Origin of the sequence: Novosphingobium lindaniclasticum LE124 (genome assembly GCF_000445125.1) — a bacterium.
Classification (GTDB): domain Bacteria; phylum Pseudomonadota; class Alphaproteobacteria; order Sphingomonadales; family Sphingomonadaceae; genus Novosphingobium; species Novosphingobium lindaniclasticum.
This window is the reverse complement of record NZ_ATHL01000056.1, coordinates 33,597-53,172: the sequence shown is the minus strand read 5'-3', so window position 1 is coordinate 53,172 and position 19,576 is coordinate 33,597. Positions and strand designations below refer to the sequence as shown.

18 protein-coding genes and 1 riboswitch are annotated in these 19,576 nt (G+C 65.8%); of the genes, 6 read left to right on the top strand and 12 right to left on the bottom strand.

Features of this window, described 5'->3' with window-relative positions; genetic code table 11:
• From L284_RS33115 to L284_RS33095, 5 genes are all read right to left on the bottom strand, one after another.
• Positions 1-501: type IV secretion system protein (locus tag L284_RS33115; protein ID WP_021233611.1), on the bottom strand; the 501-nt coding region annotated here is incomplete at its 3' end.
• 5 nt (positions 502-506) lie between these two features.
• A complete protein-coding gene (locus tag L284_RS33110) occupies positions 507-2,936 on the bottom strand; it encodes a VirB4 family type IV secretion/conjugal transfer ATPase (RefSeq protein WP_021233610.1) in 2,430 nt (809 codons plus the stop codon).
• A 24-nt stretch (positions 2,937-2,960) separates the two neighbouring features.
• Positions 2,961-3,242: a type IV secretion system protein VirB3 gene (locus L284_RS33105; RefSeq protein WP_021233609.1), complete on the bottom strand. Its 282-nt coding sequence runs from the start codon at positions 3,240-3,242 to the stop codon at positions 2,961-2,963.
• A gap of 1 nt (position 3,243) precedes the next feature.
• Positions 3,244-3,597: a TrbC/VirB2 family protein gene (locus tag L284_RS33100; protein WP_021233608.1), complete on the bottom strand. Its 354-nt coding sequence runs from the start codon at positions 3,595-3,597 to the stop codon at positions 3,244-3,246.
• Positions 3,598-3,850: 253 nt separating this feature from the next.
• On the bottom strand, positions 3,851-4,225 hold the full coding sequence (locus L284_RS33095) for a hypothetical protein (RefSeq protein ID WP_021233607.1): 375 nt from the start codon (positions 4,223-4,225) through the stop codon (positions 3,851-3,853).
• 299 nt (positions 4,226-4,524) lie between these two features.
• Here L284_RS33095 and L284_RS33090 point away from each other — a divergent pair, with 299 nt between their 5' ends.
• The 3 genes from L284_RS33090 to L284_RS33080 all read left to right on the top strand — a co-directional run bounded on the left by L284_RS33090 (position 4,525) and on the right by L284_RS33080 (position 9,884).
• Positions 4,525-6,159, top strand: a complete 1,635-nt coding sequence (locus L284_RS33090; protein WP_021233606.1) for a hypothetical protein — start codon at positions 4,525-4,527, stop codon at positions 6,157-6,159.
• Positions 6,160-6,246: 87 nt separating this feature from the next.
• Positions 6,247-8,949, top strand: a complete 2,703-nt coding sequence (locus L284_RS33085; RefSeq protein WP_021233605.1) for a TonB-dependent receptor domain-containing protein — start codon at positions 6,247-6,249, stop codon at positions 8,947-8,949.
• Positions 8,950-9,055: 106 nt separating this feature from the next.
• A riboswitch (yybP-ykoY riboswitch) is annotated at positions 9,056-9,218 on the top strand.
• A 60-nt stretch (positions 9,219-9,278) separates the two neighbouring features.
• Positions 9,279-9,884, top strand: coding sequence for a TMEM165/GDT1 family protein (locus tag L284_RS33080; RefSeq protein WP_021233604.1), 606 nt, complete (start codon positions 9,279-9,281; stop codon positions 9,882-9,884).
• A 31-nt stretch (positions 9,885-9,915) separates the two neighbouring features.
• Here the strand turns inward: L284_RS33080 and L284_RS33075 are convergent, their stop codons facing one another.
• Positions 9,916-10,590 (bottom strand): response regulator transcription factor, encoded by a 675-nt coding sequence (locus tag L284_RS33075; RefSeq protein WP_021233603.1) that lies wholly within the window; start codon positions 10,588-10,590, stop codon positions 9,916-9,918.
• 246 nt (positions 10,591-10,836) lie between these two features.
• Here L284_RS33075 and L284_RS33070 point away from each other — a divergent pair, with 246 nt between their 5' ends.
• From L284_RS33070 to L284_RS33060, 3 genes are all read left to right on the top strand, one after another.
• Complete coding sequence (locus tag L284_RS33070; protein WP_021233602.1) at positions 10,837-11,766, top strand: UDP-2,3-diacylglucosamine diphosphatase; 930 nt, start codon at positions 10,837-10,839, stop codon at positions 11,764-11,766.
• Positions 11,763-12,833, top strand: a complete 1,071-nt coding sequence (locus L284_RS33065; RefSeq protein ID WP_021233601.1) for a glycosyltransferase family 4 protein — start codon at positions 11,763-11,765, stop codon at positions 12,831-12,833. The genes L284_RS33070 and L284_RS33065 overlap by 4 nt, the downstream gene beginning before the upstream one ends.
• Positions 12,834-13,106: 273 nt before the next feature.
• The gene (locus tag L284_RS33060) at positions 13,107-13,586 is read left to right on the top strand and encodes a hypothetical protein (RefSeq protein ID WP_021233600.1); all 480 of its coding nucleotides are present in this window, start codon (positions 13,107-13,109) and stop codon (positions 13,584-13,586) included.
• 52 nt (positions 13,587-13,638) lie between these two features.
• Here L284_RS33060 and phoB read toward each other — a convergent pair whose 3' ends face one another.
• Genes phoB through L284_RS33030 form a run of 6 tightly spaced genes read right to left on the bottom strand, consistent with a single transcriptional unit; the run spans position 13,639 to position 19,192 of the window.
• Positions 13,639-14,325, bottom strand: coding sequence for a phosphate regulon transcriptional regulator PhoB (phoB, locus tag L284_RS33055; protein ID WP_021233599.1), 687 nt, complete (start codon positions 14,323-14,325; stop codon positions 13,639-13,641).
• Positions 14,322-15,017: a phosphate signaling complex protein PhoU gene (gene phoU, locus L284_RS33050; RefSeq protein ID WP_021233598.1), complete on the bottom strand. Its 696-nt coding sequence runs from the start codon at positions 15,015-15,017 to the stop codon at positions 14,322-14,324. Before phoU ends, phoB begins: the two co-directional genes overlap by 4 nt.
• Before the next feature lie 29 nt (positions 15,018-15,046).
• Complete coding sequence (gene pstB / locus L284_RS33045; RefSeq protein ID WP_021233597.1) at positions 15,047-15,808, bottom strand: phosphate ABC transporter ATP-binding protein PstB; 762 nt, start codon at positions 15,806-15,808, stop codon at positions 15,047-15,049.
• A gap of 4 nt (positions 15,809-15,812) precedes the next feature.
• Positions 15,813-16,745 (bottom strand): phosphate ABC transporter permease PstA, encoded by a 933-nt coding sequence (gene pstA / locus L284_RS33040; RefSeq protein WP_052018363.1) that lies wholly within the window; start codon positions 16,743-16,745, stop codon positions 15,813-15,815.
• A complete protein-coding gene (pstC, locus tag L284_RS33035; RefSeq protein WP_021233595.1) occupies positions 16,738-18,111 on the bottom strand; it encodes a phosphate ABC transporter permease subunit PstC in 1,374 nt (457 codons plus the stop codon). Before pstC ends, pstA begins: the two co-directional genes overlap by 8 nt.
• A gap of 37 nt (positions 18,112-18,148) precedes the next feature.
• Entirely contained in the window at positions 18,149-19,192 is a 1,044-nt protein-coding gene (locus L284_RS33030; RefSeq protein WP_021233594.1) for a substrate-binding domain-containing protein, read from the bottom strand.
• Between the last annotated feature and the right edge of the window lie 384 nt (positions 19,193-19,576).

Genomic DNA, 19,576 nt, shown 5'->3' with positions numbered 1-19,576 from the left:
TGGCATGGCGGCCTTGGCCGGTGCCGCGCCCTCCGGCGCTGCCTGCGCGGCGTCCCCGCCGGCCTGCCCCGCGTTCTGCGAAGCCTCCGCGATGGCGTTGAAGACCACGTCGATGCGATCTCCGAAGATCTGGGTGGCCGAACCCTTCGCGCCCATCAGCTGCGAGGCGATCCAGTCCGGGCCGCCCACGGCAAGGTTCCAGACGACGCCCTGATAGGCGATCCAGCTGGTTGCGAAAGTCAGCACCAGGCCCAGCGTCAGCATGCGCGGCGTCAGCGCCGAGATGCCGAGGCTGGAGCGGCCCGTCAGCAGCGAGATCGCGAAGAAGGCGATATAGAGCGTGAGCAGGATCGTCAGCACCGGGGCCATCGCCCCTTCGGCGCCGAACAGGCGGCCGAAGGCAGCCGAAGCCATCTCGTTCGCCACGCAATCGACCGCGCGCAGCGCCGGGGCAACCCCCGCGCTGGCGACTTCGGTAAGCTGTTCGCAGGCGGTGCTCATCGCCCCTACTCCGCCGCCTCGATCCAGGCGGCCTCGTCATCCGCTTCGCCCGGCCATGGCAGGCCGGTCAGCACCGGATACCAGGCCGCCGGATCGTCGCCGTAGCGCTCGCGAAGCTGGTCGAGCTTGCGCACGGTGCTCTCGCGGCCCGAAAGCACGGTGAGCACTTCGGGCATGCCCGAAAGGTCGAGGCGCACCACCACCGAGGCGTCCGACTGGCGGATCAGGAAGCAGCGCGACTGCGCCGGCAGCGTCTTGATCACATCCAGTTCGTGCTGCGACAGGCCGAAGCCCTCGCAATAATCCTCATAGCGGGCGCGGGCGTTGGGCATGAACACCATCGTCGCGGTCTGTTCGACCAGCGCGGTGGCGATCTTGCTGTCCAGCGCGTCGCGGGCCGACTGGGTGGCGAAGCCCACCAGTGCATTGCGCTTGCGCAAGGTCTTGAGCCAGTCGCGGATGCGGGCGGCGAAGACTTCGTCGTCGAGCGCCTTCCAGCCTTCGTCGATCAGGATCATCGTCGGTTCGCCGTCCAGCCGCTCGTCGATGCGGTGGAACAGGTACATCATGACCGGCGTGCGCAGGCGCGGGCTTTCCAGCAGTGCCGTCATGTCGAAGCCGAGCACGCGGGACGAGAGGTCGAGCCGGTCGTGCTGGTTGTCGAACAGCCAGCCATGCTCGCCCCCCTGAAGCCAGGCGTCGAGGCGGCTTGCGAGGTCGCCGGGTTCAGGGCGGCGCGCGCCCGCCAGCAGTTCGCGGAAGTGCGAGAGGCGGCGCAGCGAGGGGTCGTTGTGATAGGCCGCGTCGACCGCGCCGGCGATCGTCGAGAGCTCCTCCGGGCCCCTGGCTTCGAGCAGCACGCCCAGCCAGTCGCGCAGGAAAGCGCGGTTCGCGGCGGTATCGGGCAGCGAGAGCGGGTTGAACCCGGTCGGATGCCCGGCGGCGACGCGGCTGTAGGTGCCGCCGATGCCGCGCAGGAACACTTCGGCGCCGCGGTCCTTGTCGAACAGGACCGTGCGCGGACTGAACTTCTGCGCCTGGGCGGCCAGGAAGTTCATGACTACGGTCTTACCGGAACCCGACGGACCGATGACGGTGAAGTTGCCGAGGTCGCCCTGATGGAAGTTGAAGAAGAACGGCGTGGCGCTGGTGGTCGCCAGCAGGGTCACCGCATCGCCCCAGTGGTTGCCGCTCGCCTGGCCCATCGCAAAGCCGTGAAGCGAGCCGAAGCAGGCCATGTTGGCGCTGGAAATCAGCGCGCGGCGGACGATGAAGCCCTCGTTTCCGGGGAGCTGGCCCCAGAACGCCGGCTCCATGTTCACATCCTCGCGCACCGCCACGGCACCGGCATCGGCCAGCGAGGCCGCGCAGAGGGCGGTGACTTCGTCGAGCGCGTCGAGCGTATCGGCGCGGACCAGCACCGAAAGGTGGTGATCGCCGAAACCGACCGCGCCGGTGCCGAGCGAATCGCGGGCCGAGGACATTTCCCGGCGCTCGGCCATCGCTTCCTCGTCCGCCGAACGCAGGCGGCGGATGGCGAGGTCGATGCGTTCGCGGGCGATCTGGCGGTCCGAAGGCGCGTAAGTCTCGGTGAGCACCAGTTCGCAGGGAAGGCGCAGCAGCGGATCGGTCAGGCCCGGCGCGGTGCTGTCGGGATAGTCCTTGAGGCTCACCATCGACCCGAAGGAGGCGCCGGCGGCGCCGCGCAGTTCGAGCGCGTCCATGCCGAAATTGATGCGGCGATAAGGCAGCATATGGCCGATATCGGTGCCGTCAACCGGCTTGCGCACCGGCCGCATCTCGCCGTTGTACAGCGCCGAGAGCAGCTCCAGCACTTCCGAGCACGGTCCGGCCTGCCCTTCGTAGTCCCCCAGCAGCCGCGCACCATAGGCGCCCAGCGATGCGACCATGGCCGATGCGGCAGCGCGCAGCGCGCGAACGTCGGCAGGGTCGGCCTCGGCGGGTGCGCTTCCCTTGTTGCGGAGCATGCGCGAGAGCTTGTCCGGCCAGCCTGCCTTGCCGCGCGCGGGACGGCGCACCAGGGTGACGAACTGGTCGTTGACGAACAGCGCGCCCGAGCCGGTGCGCGCCCGCCATCGCGCATCGATATGCGCGGCGAGCGGATCCTCGAACTGGCCTTCCAGCGCGATCTGCACGCGGCGGCGGATGACGTGGTGATAGAGCACGAAACGCGCGTCGAGCGAGGAGCGCAGCAGCACTTCGCGCGTGGCGACATGGGCGTTCAGTTCCTCGCTATCGGCGGTTTCGAAGGCGAAGCCCGGCACCATCAGCGAGAGCATGACCGAACCGTCGCGCAGCAGCACGACGTTCTCGTCCACCAATGCCTGGTAGGGCAGCCGGTCGCCGACCAGCGTTTCCTTGGCGGCCCAACCGCCAAGAGCGCCCTTGTGGGCCGATTTCTTGCTCTTGGACATCGTCGTTTCCCCCGCGTCCCCCAATCAGGGCGCGTAGCTGTTGCAGCCCCAGCGCTGCCAGTTCGGCACGCGCGGACACTTGCTGACCTTGGCGATCCACAGGTCGAATACCCGGGGTTCGCGTAGACATGCGAGGTATCCGGCACCGTGGATCGCGAGCGCTGCTGGCAGCGCCCAGAAGCTCTTGGTGATGAGGAAGATTTCCGTCGTCACCGCCGCATTGATGATGAAGAAGCTGTAGGTCACGCCCGCGAACATCTGCGGGCGGGTCAGCGCGCGATGGACCGGATAGCGCGCGAGCGACATCTCAGCCCACCGCTGCGGACTGGATGCCGGTGACGATCGCGCCGGCGCCGAACAGGATGAACACGCCGATGATGACCGTGGCGCCGAAGCGCCAGTTCATCCGGCCGGTCAGCATCATGAAGCCGACCGCGGCCACCGCCATGACGGCGACGGCAGTGGCGACGTTGCCGAGCAGCGTTCCCTGAAGCCAGCCCAGCGCATTCACGATCGGGCCGGAGCCGGCGGGATCGGCGCGCATAACCTGCTGCGCCTGGGCGAGAGACGGCACGAAGCCGAGCCCTGCGGCAACAAGTGCCGCGAAATTGGCGAGATATCCCCGAACCTTGCGGGTCTTAAGCTGAGTATACCGAATCACGATGCCCTCCGTCTGAGGGCGCAGTGCTCCATCTGGATGACAACTATGTGACGATGGCACGGCCAATTCAGCAGTGCCATTGCAGTTCGGCACACCAAGCTAGGTCATCGTGGAAGGGCGCTGCAACCTTGACCACACCCCTTGCGTACACTTGTTATACTTCAGGTGCGTCCCGAAAGGCCAGCTTCGGTTTTGGTGACCAGGGAGGGAGCATCCCTCCCTGTTTACAGCTACTTGCTCAATCCACGCGCGTTCAGCGCGAAGCGCGCGCCGTGGAGCGCAGCAGGTTGTTCAGCGCCAGGCGCGCGGCGGCACGCGAGTCGGTCCAGGATCCGTCGGCCAGTTGCAGGTCGTAGCGATCCGGGCTGGCCACCGCGGCGCGGTAGCTGGCGAGCGCCTTTTCCGACTGGCCGTTGGCCGCATAGGCCGCGCCCAGATTGATCAGCGTGGCCGGGTCTTCGGACTTGGCCGCACCGGCCGCTTCCAGCTTGCGAACGGCGGCTTCGGCATTTCCGCTCGACAGCTCGGTATAGGCCACGTCAATCCGGTCGTTCAGCGGCGTGGCCGGCGCAGCCGTGACGGCAGTCTGGCTCAGCAGGAGAGTGGCAGCGAGGGCAGTGAAGGACATGGCATTCTCCCGTTCGTTTTTGATCTGTTGGCGAAATGCAACATCCGCTCAAAAATCACGTCCCACAAGAAAATGACGCCACTGTCATAAAACTGCAACCTGGGTGTGAAGCCGGCAAAATGCGCGAGTCGCACCTCATCCTTTCGAGGTACATCGCCCGATTCGTCATACAGCCGTCGTATAACTGCAGATTACTGTCATTGTAGCGCCAACAAACTGTCACCACCTCACCCTAGACCCCGCGCTCAGCGACGGCGGACTCGCCGCCTCGGCTCGACCTGACAAACGGGGGAATTCACGTGAAGACCATTCATGGCGCGCTGCTGATCGGCTGCAGTGCTCTCGCTCTCGCCGGCTGCGGCGCCGACGACATCTCCTCGCCGGGTGCCGGCAGCATCGAAATCACCAATCCCACGCCGACGCCCGCTCCGACGCCCACCCCGACCCCGGGCACTGTGGTCGCGGCGGCCGAATGCCCCAGCACCGCGGCCACCAGCGGCCTCGCTCTCACCAATGACGGCACCATCGCCGGTCCGCAGGGCACGTGGCGCGTCTGCACCCTGCCTGCACTGGTCAACGCCAGCGCCACCCTGCCCAAGGTCACCGGCGTACTCTATCGCCTGAACGGCCGCGTCGACGTAGGCTGCGACGGCGGCTTCGCGGCGCCGACCGCCGCTGCACCCTTCGCCACCACCACCAAGGCCTGCAATGGCCGCTCCCTGACGGCCGACACCAACGTCACGCTGACCGTCCAGGCCGGCGCGATCGTCTATGGCGACAGCACCACGGGCGCCTCGTGGCTGGCCGTCAACCGCGGCAACAAGCTGATCGCCGAAGGCACCGCCACGCAGCCGATCATCTTCACCAGCCTCGAAAACGTGACCGGCAAGGAAGCCAACGGCACGGCCATCAACAACGATACCCAGGGCAAGTGGGGCGGCGTCGTGCTGCTTGGCCGCGGTCGCATCACCGACTGCTCGACCGGCCTCGGCTCGGTGGCTGCCGACAACTGCGAACGCGTCACCGAAGGTGCCGCCGATCCCGCCAACTTCGGCGGTCGCGACAACGCCTACAACGCCGGCAGCCTGAAGTACGTGCAGATCCGCTATTCGGGCTTCTCGCTCGCACCGAACAACGAGCTTCAGGCTCTTACCGGCGGCGGCATCGGCACCGGCACCCAGCTCGACTACATCCAGTCGGTCAACAGCTCGGACGACGGCGCGGAATTCTTCGGCGGTGCGCTGAACATGAAGCACTACGTCGCCATCAATGCCGACGATGACAGCCTCGACCTCGATACCGGCGTTCAGGCCAACGTGCAGTACGTCCTGATCGTCCAGAAGCCGAGCGCCGGCGACTCGTTCTTCGAGTTCGACAGCAACGGCAACGAAAGCGACACCCCGCGCACCAAGATCGCGGTCGCCAACTTCACCGCCGTCCAGACCAGCGTCGGTTCCGGCAACAGCGGCAACCAGGCTTCGGCCCTGTTCCGCGGCAACGCCGACGTCACGCTCGCCAACGGCATCTTCTTCACGCCGACCAACGAGTGCATCCGCCTGAACGGCACTTCGGCCAACAGCTCGGCCCCCGCCTCGCTCGTCGCCAACTCGGTCGTCCTGACCTGCGGCGGTTCGGGCGCGTTCCTGGGCGGCGGCTCTTACGATGCCGCTGCGGTCAAGGCTGCCTTCGATGCAGGCACCGGCAACCAGTCGACCTTCACCTCGACGCTGTCGAACACCTTCGTCAACGGCGCGAACGAAACCGGCGTCGCACCTTTCGCGGGCCTGGCGGCAATCTCCAGCTACTTCACCGCCGCCACCTATATCGGCGCCGTGAAGGATGCCTCGGACACCTGGTATCGCGGCTGGACCTGCGACACCACCAACGCCAACCTCGGATCGAACAGCGCCTGCACCGCGCTGCCCACGACCTGATCCGGCCGCCCGCAGCCTAACGACAGGGGGCGGTCCATTCAGGCCGCCCCCTTCTCGCATCCGATAGATGTTCCAGGGGGACATACCATGATCAAGCCGCGGCTCGTCACGCTGCTGCTCTCCACTGCGATCCTCGCGCCGACTTCGGCCTGGGCGCAGGACAGCACTTCCGCTCCCGCCTCCGGTGCCGTAGGCGCCGATCCCGCTTCATCCACCGCGGAACCCGCAGCCGAGGAAGCCGCGCCCGACGTCTCCATTCCCGGCGGCGCCATCATCGTCACCGGCCAGCGCAACCGCAATATCGAGCGCGTGGCACCCCAAGTGGTCTCCGTCCTCTCGACCGAGCAGATCGCACGTACCGGCGAAGGCGACATCGCCGGCGCGCTGGGCCGTGTCACCGGCCTGTCGGTGGTCGGCAACGGCTATGTCTACGTGCGCGGCCTCGGCGATCGCTACTCGCTGGCGCTGCTCAACGGCTCGCCGCTGCCCAGCCCCGAGCCGCTGAAGCGCGTGGTTCCGCTCGACCTCTTCCCCACCAGCATCATTGCCTCGTCGCTGGTGCAGAAGAGCTACTCCACGAACTTCCCCGGCGAATTCGGCGGCGGCGTCATCAACCTGACGACCAAGTCGATTCCCGAGGAGAGCTTCCTCACCATCGGCGGCGGCATCGGCTGGGATACCGAATCGACCAACAAGCTCGGCTATACCTATTACGGCGCCAAGAGCGACTGGACCGGTTACGACAACGGCAACCGTTCCATCCCGCCGGCGCTGAAGAGCTACCTGAACGGCAATACCGTGATGGGTTCCAACAGCGACCAGGCGAAGGAGATCGGCAGCGTGCTGTTCCGGGGCCGCAACGCCGTGGTCCAGCGCGTCGACAAGATGCAGCCGAACTTCTCGGTGGATCTCTCCGCCGGCACCAAGTTTGAAATGGGTGAAGTCACGCTCGGCGTGATCGGCGCGGCCGGTTATTCCAACAAGACCCAGACCCGGGACGCCATCCAGCAGCTCACCCAGGGCCTGAGCGCCAATCCCAACAACCTCTGGGAAGACTATCGCACCGTCAGCACCGACAACCGCATCGTCGTCAACGGGATGCTGGGCATGGGTCTGGAATGGGGCGAGAACTCGATCCGCTGGACCAATGTCTACATTCACGACACCAGCAAGTTCACGCGCCTGCGCGCCGGTAACCAGGAGAGCAACCCGGCGGTCGACTTCATCTCGCAGAAGACGGCCTGGTACGAGCGCGCCCTGCTCGACACCCAGCTCACCGGCGAATTCAAGGTGGATGACAAGACCACCATCGACTTGCGCGGCGGCTTCGCGAACTCGAAGCGGCTCTCTCCGTTCGAGATCGATTCGGAATATATCCGCACCAACGACGGCACCCAGTTCGGTCAGAACTACGTCAATACCCTGGGCACCGGCGCGGTCGACCCGACCACCATCACCTTCTCGCGCCTGAGCGAGGACGTCTGGTCGGCCGGTGCCGACGTTTCTCACCAGTTCTTCGAAGGCTGGCGCGGAACGGTGGGCTATGCCTATCAGCTCAATCGCCGCACGAACACCAACCGCCAGTTCGGCGTCTACGCCAGCGGCGACCAGAACCTGATCCAGTCGTTCGGCCTGCTGCGGCCCGACGTGCTGCTCCAGCCCGGCATGTGGTACATCAACCAGGCTGGCGGCGTGAACTACAACCTGGAGCTGCGCGACCTGACGGCCAACGTCGGTCTGTTCGATGCCCGCCTGCTCAACCATGCCTTCTACGGCAAGGTTGACGGCCAGATCACCGACAGCCTTTCGGTCGATGCCGGCGTTCGCTGGGAATACGCCAAGCAGTCGACAGTCCTGCGACCGGTCGGAGCTCCGGCCGAGGCGACGACCGACCTCAAGAAGGAATACTTCCTTCCCGCGCTGACGCTCACGTACGAGATCGAGCCGAGCATGCAGGTCCGCGTGAACGGTTCGAAGACGATCGCCCGCCCGCAGTTCCGCGAGCTGGTCTATCAGAACTTCTACGATCCCGACAGCAACCGCACCTATCGCGGCAACCCTTTCCTCAAGGATAGCCAGCTCTACAACGCCGAGGCCCGCTTCGAGTGGTACTTCGGCCGTGACGAGCGGGTGTCGCTCGGCGGGTTCTACAAGCACATCAAGAACCCGATCGAATCGATCCTCGCCGGTTCCGAAAGCTTCATCACCACTTACGCCAACGCGCCTGCGGCCGACCTCTACGGTGCGGAACTCGAAGTGCAGAAGCATGTCTACCTCGATACGCTGGGCGGATCGTTCTTCGAAAACCGGCGCCTGGTCCTGGTCGGCAACTACACCTATACCAAGTCGAAGCTGAAGGTTGGCGACGACGACACGACCGACATCTACGGTGCCAGCACGACGCAGTTCGCCCGCGATTACTTCCGCAATGGCGCACCGCTTACTGGCCAGGCCGAGCACTTGCTCAACCTGCAACTGGGCATGGAAGATACCGAGAAGCTGTCGCAGCAGACCATTCTGCTCAGCTATGCCAGCAAGCGTTCGGTCAGCCGCGGCCTCGTCGGCACCGTGCGCCAGCCCGACGTGATCGAATATCCGGGCCTGCGCATCGATGTCGTGCTGCGCCAGGGCATCCAGGTCGGCGGCAAGGAAATCGAGCTGAAGGCCGAGGGTCGCAATCTTACGGGCCGCAAGCACCTCGAGTATCAAACCTTCGAGGACGGCCGGGTGGACTTCAACACTTACGATCTCGGCCGCGTCTTCTCGCTTTCGGCAACGGCCAAGTTCTGACCATCTCACCACGGAGGTCCTGCCCTCCCGACGGCAACTGACGGGCCGGTCGCAGCGATGCGACCGGCCCTTTTTTCTTTCCATTCGGGCGGGGCCGGGTTAAGGGCGCCGCGTCATCTGGGGAGTAGCCGCCTGCGCCCCCTTGTCTCGGCCATCGCCTGGGCAAGACCAGCAGGACCTGTCGTCAACATACTTGGTCGAGAGACCATGGCGCACAGGAGGACGGAAAGGACCGTCCGGGCGAGACCAATGGCGTTGCAGCTCCGTCCGGCCGGGCGGGTTCTGCCGCGCTATTGTCTTGTCTGCCGCCCGGCCCCGGAGAAATTTTCGTGCCAGCCCTGCTTACGTCGACTCTGTTCGGCCCGGCCCTGTTCACCTCGACGGCCGTGGTCGCGCTTGCGGAGATCGGCGACAAGACCCAGCTTCTCGCGATCCTGCTGGCCACCCGCTTCAAGCGGCCCTGGCCGATCGTCGCGGGCATCTTCGTGGCGACGCTGGCGAATCATTTCCTGGCCGCGCTGGTGGGCGAACAGGCGGCCGCCTTCCTGGATGGTCGCTGGTTCCGCTACCTCATCGCCGCCAGCTTCATCGTCATGGCGGGCTGGACGCTGATCCCCGACAAGTTCGAGGAGGACGACGCGCCCCGGCCCAGCCGCTTCGGTCCGTTCGCCGCGACCACGATCGCCTTCTTCCTGGTCGAGATGGGCGACAAGACGCAGATCGCCACGATCGCGCTCGGCGCGCGCTATCAGAGCGTGGTTCCGGTGATGGTGGGCACCACGATCGGCATGATGCTCGCCAATGTGCCCGCCGTGTTCCTGGGCAATGCGATCATCAAGCGCGTGCCGCTCGATGTCGTGCGCGGCATCGCGGCATTGCTGTTCCTGGTGATCGGACTCTGGCTTCTGGCGCAGACCGCAGGCTGGCTGGGCTGACGACCCTGTTCGAGCGATCGGGGCGAGTAGCTCAGACCGCGTCGAAGACGTAGCCGAGCGAACGCACGGTGCGCAGCGGGTTGCCCGCGCCCACGCCCTTGAGCGCGCGGCGCAGCCTGCCGATCCACACGTCCACCGTGCGCTCGTCCACCGCCGGCTCCTGCTTGCCGAGAGCGGCGATCAACTGGTTGCGGGTAAAGACGCGGCCGGGATGCTCGATGAAATAGCGCAGCAGGCGCAGTTCGTTGGGCATCAGCGAGATCGGCTTGCCCTGCCAACGGGCCTGGAACGCAGCCACGTCCACCGAGAGTTCGCCTTGCGCCAGCACCCGACCATTGGCCGTGTCCTGCTCGCTGATATTGGCGCCGAGCACCCGGTCGAGAAGGGCGGAGCGGGTCAGCGGGCCGACCATGTAGTCGTCGGCCCCCATGCGCAGCGCGCGCTTGCGATCGTCCACGTTGTCCTCTTCGAGAACGATGGTGACATGGGCATGGCTGGTGAGGCCGTCCGCGCGCAGGCGGCGGCAGAGTTCGAGGCCGGACATTTCCGGCAACACCCAGTCGATGAACACCCAGAGCGCCCCTTCGATCAGCGGCAGTTCGGCAAAGTCGGTCCAGCGATGAAGGACGACATCGAAATCGTCGTGCCGAAAGGCGGCGAGACCACCTGAAAGTTCACTCGCCAGCAATATGTCGATGCGCCGCATGGCCCCCTGCCTGATTGCCCCCCGGATCGGGACTCCGCGCGGGTAATTGCCGCTCCAGTGTGACGAGCAAGTGACATATCGATGACGTGCAACGGAAAAGATCGAGCACGCGCGGGCGAGCCTCCATGTGGGTTTTCTCCTGCGAGCGGCTGTCATCGAAGTGACCCGCAACCGTCACCGCCACGCAACGCGGAAATGCAATCATCCAGCAACTGGAACGAGCCAGAACTGGATCGGGGCACAACGATGCGGAACGACGCCGACACCCTTCTCGCACGCCGCAACGGCAGCGATGCCGGATTTACCGGCACCAACATCCCCGCCTGGCTCGACCTGCCCGATCCCAAGGGCTTTCGCCCCAAGCGCAAGTACGAGACGATCTGGATCTCCGACGTCCACCTGGGCACGCGCGGCTGCAATGCCGAAATGCTGGTGGACTTCCTGCGCTCGGTGGAATGCAAGACGCTCTATCTCGTGGGGGACATCGTCGACGGCTGGCGCCTGCGCAAGGGCTGGTACTGGCCCGATGCCCACAACGAAGTGATCCGCCGCATCCTCAAGATGGCCCATCGCGGCACGCGCGTCGTCTTCGTGGCGGGCAACCATGACGAAATGCTGCGCGACTATGCCGGGCTCACCTTCGGCGGCGTGGAACTGGTGCTGGAAGCGGTGCACGAGACGCTCGACGGCCGCCGTCTGCTCGTCACCCACGGCGACGCGTTCGACGGCGTGGTGCTCTATGCCAAGTGGCTCGCCTTCCTGGGCGACAAGGCCTACGGCGCGCTGCTGCGGGCCAACATCGTGTTCAACGCGGTGCGGCGCAAGCTGAAGATGCCCTATTGGTCGCTCTCGGCCTATATGAAGAAGAAGGTCAAGAACGCCGTCCAATACGTCTGCAGCTACGAGGAAGCCGTGGCCGGCGAAGCGATCTCGCGCGGCTTCGACGGGGTGGTCTGCGGCCACATCCACTGCGCGGAGATCCGCCAGTTCGGCGGAATCACCTACTACAACGACGGCGACTGGGTGGAAAGCTGCACCGCCCTGGTCGAGGATCTCCAGGGCCACATCGCGATCATCGACTGGATCGCGGAGACCGGCGGCCAGACCGCCGAGGGTATCCCGGCCCACCACGAGGCGGGCCATCACGAGGCGGCCCAGCACGAGCCAGCGGAGTGAAGCTGACCCTGGCGACCGACGCCTGGCTCCCCCAGGTCAACGGCGTGGTCCGCTCGCTCTCCGCCACGCTGGATGAACTGACCCGGCGCGGTCACCAGGTGGAGACGCTGACGCCCGATCGCTTCTTCACGGTGCCGATGCCGGGCTATGCCTCGATCCGCCTCGCCATGGCGCCGCGTTTCGGGGTTCGCCGCATGCTTGACAAGGCGCAGCCCGAGATCGTCCATATCGCCACCGAAGGCCCGATCGGCTGGGCAGCGCGCGGCTGGTGCCTTTCGCGCGGAGTGCCGTTCACGTCCGCGTTCCATACCCGCTTCCCGGAATATGCCGCCGTGCGGACGGGGCTCAGCGCCGAGCGCTTCTGGCCGATCATGCAGCGCTTCCACGCGCCGAGCCAGGCCGTGCTGGTCTCGACGCAGAGCCTGGCGCATGAACTCGCCGGGCGCGGGATCGCGCATACCCGCCGCTGGAGTCGCGGCATCGACCAGAACCAGTTCAAGCCGGACGGTGTGCGGCACCCGGCGATGGGCGCCCTGCCCGGCCCGGTGCTGCTCAATGTCGGCCGGGTAGCGCCGGAGAAGAACCTCGAAGCCTTTCTCGACGCGCCAGTGCCGGGAAGCAAGGTCGTGGTCGGGGACGGTCCCGCGCTGGAAAGCCTCAAGCGCCGCTATCCCCAGGTGCTGTTCCTGGGTGCCCTGTCCGGAGAGGAACTGGCGAGCGCCTACCGCGCCGCCGACTGCTTCGTGTTCCCCAGCCTCACCGACACGTTCGGACTGGTGGTGATCGAGGCGCTGGCTTGCGGCACCCCGGTCGCTGCCTTTCCGGTAACCGGCCCGGTCGATATCCTCGGGCTGGATGGCTGCGGCGTCGACGAAGGCATGGAAGCACCGGCCGGCGCCGTCGACGCGGTGCTCGAACGCGCCATTACGGCAGCCTTGGCGGTACGGCGCGGGGACGCCGCCCGGCTCGGCGCGCGATTTTCCTGGGAGCGGGCCACGGACCAGTTCCTGACGACGATTCAGGCCGCCCTGGAAGCATCGGAGCGCCCTGCCCGCGCCGCCGCCTGAGTGGTTCTCCTCCACCCGTCCCTCTTGTCACGGCGTTCCTCATCTGTCCGTCATTCCGTCTTCCTGAACTCGTTTTGGAACGACCTCGCTTTCGCATAGCAAGGATGCGGCGGCCCCCGCCTAACTCCTAGCCTCCGACGCGCAGGCCGATTTCGTAAATCGCAACATTCAGCCTCGCAACAGCAATGTTATCTTACAATACCAAGGACTATGGCGGCCATATCGAGGCCGCCTGCTGGCAGGCGGCGCATCATTCCACCTTGGGGATCCATCTTGCGCAACCTTCCGATTCTGCTGCCGGTCGCTCTCGTCTCAGCCGCCGCCATCGCCGCTCCGGCGCCCGCCCTGGCCGACGAAACCTACGTCGAAGGCACCGGGGGCATAATCTGGAACCATGAGGAGGCCAACGCCGTCGCCGCCGTGACGCTGGGTCACGATATCGACCTCAGTGAACGCTTATTCGTCGGCGGGGAAGGTTTTGCGGAGAAAGTGCTGGCGAACGATACCCGCGTGGTCTGGGGCATCGGTGGCCGCGCCGGCGCGCGGGTGCTACCCGGCGCGAAGCTCTATGCGGCGGCGAACTGGCAGTCGAAGGATTGCCGCGAATGCAGCGATGCCGTGGGGCTCAGCGCCGGGTGGGAGCAGGACCTCAACGAGAAGGTCTACGCCAAGCTGGAATACAAGCACGTCCTGATCGGCAACGGCGAACCGGACTCCGATATCGTGGCGGTGGGCATCGGCACCAAGTTCTAGCGTCCGGCAGCCGACGCGCGAGGAAGGCGACTGTTCGCCTTCCCCGGCCGGATCAGGTCACGTCCATCGCATAACCCGCCGCGCGGACGGTGCGGATGGGATCGGTGTCGCCGTCGCGATTGATCGCCTTGCGCAGGCGGCGGATGTGGACGTCCACCGTCCGCTCGTCGATGTCGGAGTCCATGCCCCAGACGCCGTCGAGGATCTGCTGGCGCGATACCACCCGGTTCGGACGCTCCATGAAATAGCGCAGCAGGCGGAATTCGGTCGGGCCGAGGTGCAGCGCCTCGCCCGAGCGACGCACGCGGTGGCTGGTGGCGTCCAGTTCGATGTCGCCCCACTGGAGCACGTTGCCCGCCAGCGAGGGGCGCGCCCGGCGCAGCAGCGCCTCGATGCGGGCGAGCAGTTCGCGGGGGGAGAACGGCTTGGTGACGTAATCGTCCGCGCCGGTCTTGAGGCCGCGAATGCGGTCCTCTTCCTCGCCGCGCGCCGTCAGCATCAGGATCGGGATCTGCGCGGTGTCCTTGTCCTTGCGGAGCTGGCGGCAGACCTCGATGCCGGGAACGTGCTCGATCATCCAGTCGAGGATGATGGCGTCGGGCATCTGTTCCTGCACCATCAGCAGGGCTTCCTCGCCGTCACTGGTGCTGCGCACCTGATAGCCTTCGGCGCTGAGGTTCCAGGTGAGCAGTTCGCAGAGCGCGCGGTCGTCTTCGACGACGAGGACGGAGGGGTTCACGGCAGGTCCCTTGTGTCGTCGGTCTGGCTGTCGCGCTCGGCGTGGTATTCGCCGGTCGCGGCATAGTAGACCATTTCGGCGACATTGGTGGCGTGGTCGCCGATGCGTTCGAGGTTGCGGGCGATGAAGAGGAGCTGCGCAGCGCTGGAGATCGTCGCCGGGTTCTCCATCATGTGGGTCAGCAGCGAGCGGAACAGCGTGTTGTAGAACTGGTCCAGCTTCTCGTCGCGGCGGATCACCTCCTGCGCCAGCGCGGCATCGCGTGAGCCATAGGCGTTGAGCACGTCGCGGACCATGCCCTCGGCGATCTCGGCCATCATCGGCACGAGATCGAGCGGCTCGATCTTCACGCGATTTTCGAGAGCGTTGACGCGCTTGGCGATGTTCTTGGCGTAGTCGCCGATGCGCTCGATCACGCCCGAGATCTTGAGCGCGGCGATCACGTCGCGCAGATCGTCGGCCATCGGCGCGCGCAGGGCGATAGTGCGCACCGCCAGCCGGTCCACTTCGGCTTCCAGCGCATCGAGGCGGGCGTCGGCGGCGACGACTTGTGCCGCGAGGTCCTCGTCATGATGCGTCAGCGCGATGATGGCGTCGCGAATGGCGACTTCGGCGAGGCCGCCCATCTCGGCGACGAGGCCGCGAAGCTGCCCGATCTCGCTGTCGAAGGCCTTTACGGTATGGTCAACCATGGCTCTTGTCCTGTTCCCTGTCTTCGCCGTCAGCCGTAGCGACCGGTAATGTAGTCCTTGGTCTTCTCCTCGCGGGGCGTGGTGAAGATCTGGCTCGTGTCGCCGTATTCCACCAGGTTGCCGAGGTGGAAGAACGCCGTGCGCTGCGAGACGCGGGCCGCCTGCTGCATCGAGTGGGTGACGATGACGATGGCGAAGCTTTCCTTCAGCTCGTCGATCAGTTCCTCGATTCGCGCGGTGGCGATCGGGTCGAGCGCGGAGCACGGCTCGTCCATCAGGATCACTTCGGGGCTGACGGCGATGGCGCGGGCGATGCACAGGCGCTGCTGCTGGCCGCCCGACAGGGCAGTGCCGGGCTCGTTCAGGCGATCCTTCACTTCGTCCCACAGGCCCGCCTTGGTCAGCGAGCTTTCGATGATCCCGTCGAGGTCCGCTTTCGCGGGCGCCAGCCCGTGGATGCGCGGGCCGTAGGCGATGTTCTCGTAGATCGACTTGGGGAACGGATTGGGCTTCTGGAACACCATGCCCACCCGGGCGCGCAGGGCGACCGGATCCATCGCGGCGGCGTAGATATCCTCGCCGTCGAGCAGGATCTCGCCGGTGACGCGGGCGTCGGCGATGGTGTCGTTCATGCGGTTCAGCGAGCGCAGGAACGTGGACTTGCCGCAACCCGAAGGGCCGATGAAAGCAGTGACGATGCCGTTGTCGATCTCGATCGAGACGTTGTTGATGGCCTTCTTCTGGCCGTAGAACACGTCGACGTTACGAGCCGTGAGTTTGGAGTTTGTCATATCTCTACCAGCGCACTTCGAACTTGTTTCGAAGGTAGATTGCAAGGCCGTTCATCGCCAACAGGAAGACCAGCAGAACGATGATGGCGGCGGAGGTGTTCTGGACGAAGCCCGTATCGATTTCGTCGGACCACAGGAAGATCTGCATCGGCAGCACGCTGGAAGGGTCGGTGATCCCGCCCGGCGGAGTGACGACGAAGGCGCGCATGCCGATCATCAGCAGCGGCGCGGTTTCACCGAGGGCGCGGGCCATGCCGATGATGGTGCCGGTGAGAATGCCCGGCAGCGCGAGCGGCAGGACGTGGTGGAACACGGTCTGCATCTTGCTGGCGCCGATCGCGAGGGCCGCATCGCGGATCGAGGGGGGGACCGCCTTGATCGCGTTGCGGCCGGAGATGACGATGACCGGCATCGTCATCAGCGCCAGCGTCAGCCCGCCGACCAGCGGCGAGGAGCGCGGCATGCCCAGGGTATTGATGAACACCGCCAGGCCGAGCAGGCCGAAGATGATCGAGGGCACCGCGGCAAGGTTGTTGATCGAGACCTCGACCCATTCGATCCAGCGGCTGCGCGGAGCGAATTCCTCGAGGTAGATCGCCGCCAGCACGCCCATCGGGAACGAGAGCAGCAGGGTGACGGCCATCGTCAGCAGCGAGCCCTTGGCCGCGCCCCAGACGCCCGCGATATCGGGATCGGTGGAATCCGAGCCGGACAGAAAGCTCCAGTCCAAACCGCCCAGGCCGTTCTTCAGCATGATCACCAGCAGCAGCGCCAGGAAGGCGAGGCTGAGGACGATCGCGCCGAGGCCGATCAGCTTGAAGCGGCGTTCGGCGGCGTTGCGGCGGGAAATCCGGCGCAGGGCCTCCGGCGTTTGCCAGCGTGCGTTGCCCAAGGGGGCATTACCATCGCGCGCGGCACTGAGAGATGCGTTACTCATAAGCTTCCCGGAAGCGCTTCACCACGCGAAGGGCGATGATGTTGAGGATGAGGGTGACGATGAAGAGCACCAGGCCCAGCGCGAAGGCGGAGAGCGTCTTGGGGCTGTTGAACTCCTGGTCGCCGGTCAGCATCTGGACAATCTGGTAGGTGACGGTGGTCATCGAGGCGAAGGGGTTCGCGGAAAGGTTGGCGGCGGCACCGGCGGCCATGACCACGATCATGGTCTCGCCGATGGCGCGGCTGATCGCCAGCATCACGCCCGCGACGATGCCCGGAAGCGCGGCGGGGAGCAGCACTTTCTTGATCGTTTCCGACTTGGTGGCGCCGAGCGCCAGCGAGCCGTCGCTCATCGCGCGGGGGACGGCGGCGAGCGCGTCGTCGGCCATCGAGGAGACGAAGGGAATGATCATCACGCCCATCACCACACCGGCGGCCAGCGCGCTTTCGGTCGAGGGGTTGGCCATGCCGAGCGAGGCCGCGAAGTCGCGGAAGATCGGCGCCACGGTCAGCGCGGCGAAGTAGCCGTAGACCACCGTGGGAATGCCCGCGAGGATTTCCAGCATGGGTTTCAGCCACTTGCGGATCGTCGGCGTGGCATATTGCGTCAGGTAGATCGCGCTCATCAGGCCGAGCGGGATCGCCACGATCATGGCGATGATCGCGCCGATGTAGATCGTGCCCCAGAACAGTGGCACCGCGCCGAAGCTGTCGCCCAGGTTGTCGCCTCGCGCGGAGCCCGGCGACCAGTGCAGGCCGGTGAGGAAGTCGATCGGCGAGACGTCCTTGAAGAACATGCCCGCTTCGAACACCAGCGAAGCGACGATGCCGAAAGTGGTCAGGATCGCCATGAGCGAGGCGACCAGCAGCAGTCCCAGCACGCCGCGTTCGACGCGGGTGCGCGCCGGGAAGTTCGCGCGGATGCGGGTGAAGGCCCAGCCCCCGCCCGCGACGGCCACGATCGCCACCAGCAGCGCGCCGATCAGGCCGAAGCGGCCATGGGCGTCACGCACCGGCCCGGCCAGCGTGTTCGCCAGCGGGTTGAAGGCGACCGCATCGGGATTGTCGGCGATGGACTTGGCTTCGGAGAGGATCGCCGCGCGGCTCATGGCGTCAGCAGGAAGCTGCGCCGCTACGGGGTCGGCCATGACCGCCCCGTCGACGAGGCCCGGCATGATCGCCTGCCATGCCCCCCAGGCGATCAGCGCCGGAAAGACGATCCACAGCGCGACGTGCCAGGCGTGGTAGCCCGGCATCGAATGGATCGAGCCGCGGCCGGTATGGAGCAGCCGGGCCCGGCCCCGTGCGGCGAACCAGCCGACGAGACCGAGGCCGAGAACGGCCAGAAGAACTCCGGTGAGAATCATGAATGGCCGCCCTTTGCGTCCCTGCCCCCGAAAGGGCTTACTTCAGAACCGCGGGATCGAGCGGGGTCATCTTGGCGACGATGTCGGCGCTCTTGGCGCGAACGTCCTCGGGCGAGATCACCATGCCCTTGGCCTTCAGTGCGCCATCCGGGCCCCACGACTTGGCCCATTCGGCGACATAGGCCTGGAGACCCTTGATCGGGGCGAGGTGCTGCTTCTTCACGTAGATGTAGAGCGGACGGGCGCCGGGGTACGAAAAATCCGAGATCGAGGCATAAGTCGGCTCGATGCCGGACATCGGGATGCCCTTGATCGTGCCCATGTTCGATTCCAGGAACGAGAAGCCGAAGATGCCGATGGCCTTCGGGTTCTGCGAGATCTTCTGCACGATCAGGTTGTCATTCTCGCCGGCGTCCACATAGGGACCGTCCTCGCGGATGTCGTGGCAGGTCGCCTCGTACTTGTCCTTGTCGCTGTCCTTGAGGGCCTTGGTGGCAGCGTCGGTCTTGCAGCCCGCTTCGAGGATCAGTTCCTTGAGCGCGTCGCGCGTGCCGGAGGTGGAGGGCGGGCCGTAGACCAGGATCGGTTCGGCCGGGAGCGACGGGTTCACGTCCTTCCAGGTCTTGGCGGTGTTCGGCTTGCCGAAGGGATTGGCGGCCAGCGCCTTGTAGATGTCCACCGGGGTCAGCTTCATGTTGGGGCCGTTCTTGCCCTCGGCGAAGGCGATGCCGTCGATGCCGACCTGGATCTCGACGATCTCGGTCACGCCGTTCTTCTGGCATTCCTCGAACTCGGACTTCTTGATCCGGCGCGAGGCGTTCTCGATATCGGGATGCTGCGCGCCGACGCCGGCGCAGAACAGCTTCATGCCCGCACCCGTGCCGGTCGACTCGATCACCGGCGACTTGCCGCCCGCCTTGGCCGTCTGCTCGGCCACGGCAGTGGCGAAGGGATAGACGGTGGAGGAGCCGACGGCCCGCACGAAATCGCGCGAACCCGCGCCCGAACCGCCCGAGCCGCCGCAGGCGCTCAGAGCGAGGACGGAAGCGGCAGCGAAGATGATGGTCTTGGTCGAACGCATGGTCTTAACCCCTTGGGTTTCTCTCTGCGACGCCCCTATTGGGGTAGAATGACACTTCTATGACAGGAAAGTGACATAACTCGCCAAACCGCGCAAATCCGTGCGTTTTCCTTGGATCGAAATGAGGTCCGGAGGGTTCGCGGAGCAAGAACATGACAATTATACGACGATGCGAGTCGCGGTTTGGGAGCAAGTGTGCTGCCCGCCGTTTGCGACGTTCCGGCCGCCATTCCGACGGCGACAGGGGGTGGAAACCGCGAGCGCCCTTTTTCGTCAGGTGTCCGCAACTGACCGTCGACGACTGTCTGCCGGGGCATCTATGCCCGATGCGGCGAACAACGGCAGGCTCGAAGGCCCACGCGCAGGTCTCGCGTGTCCGCGCCG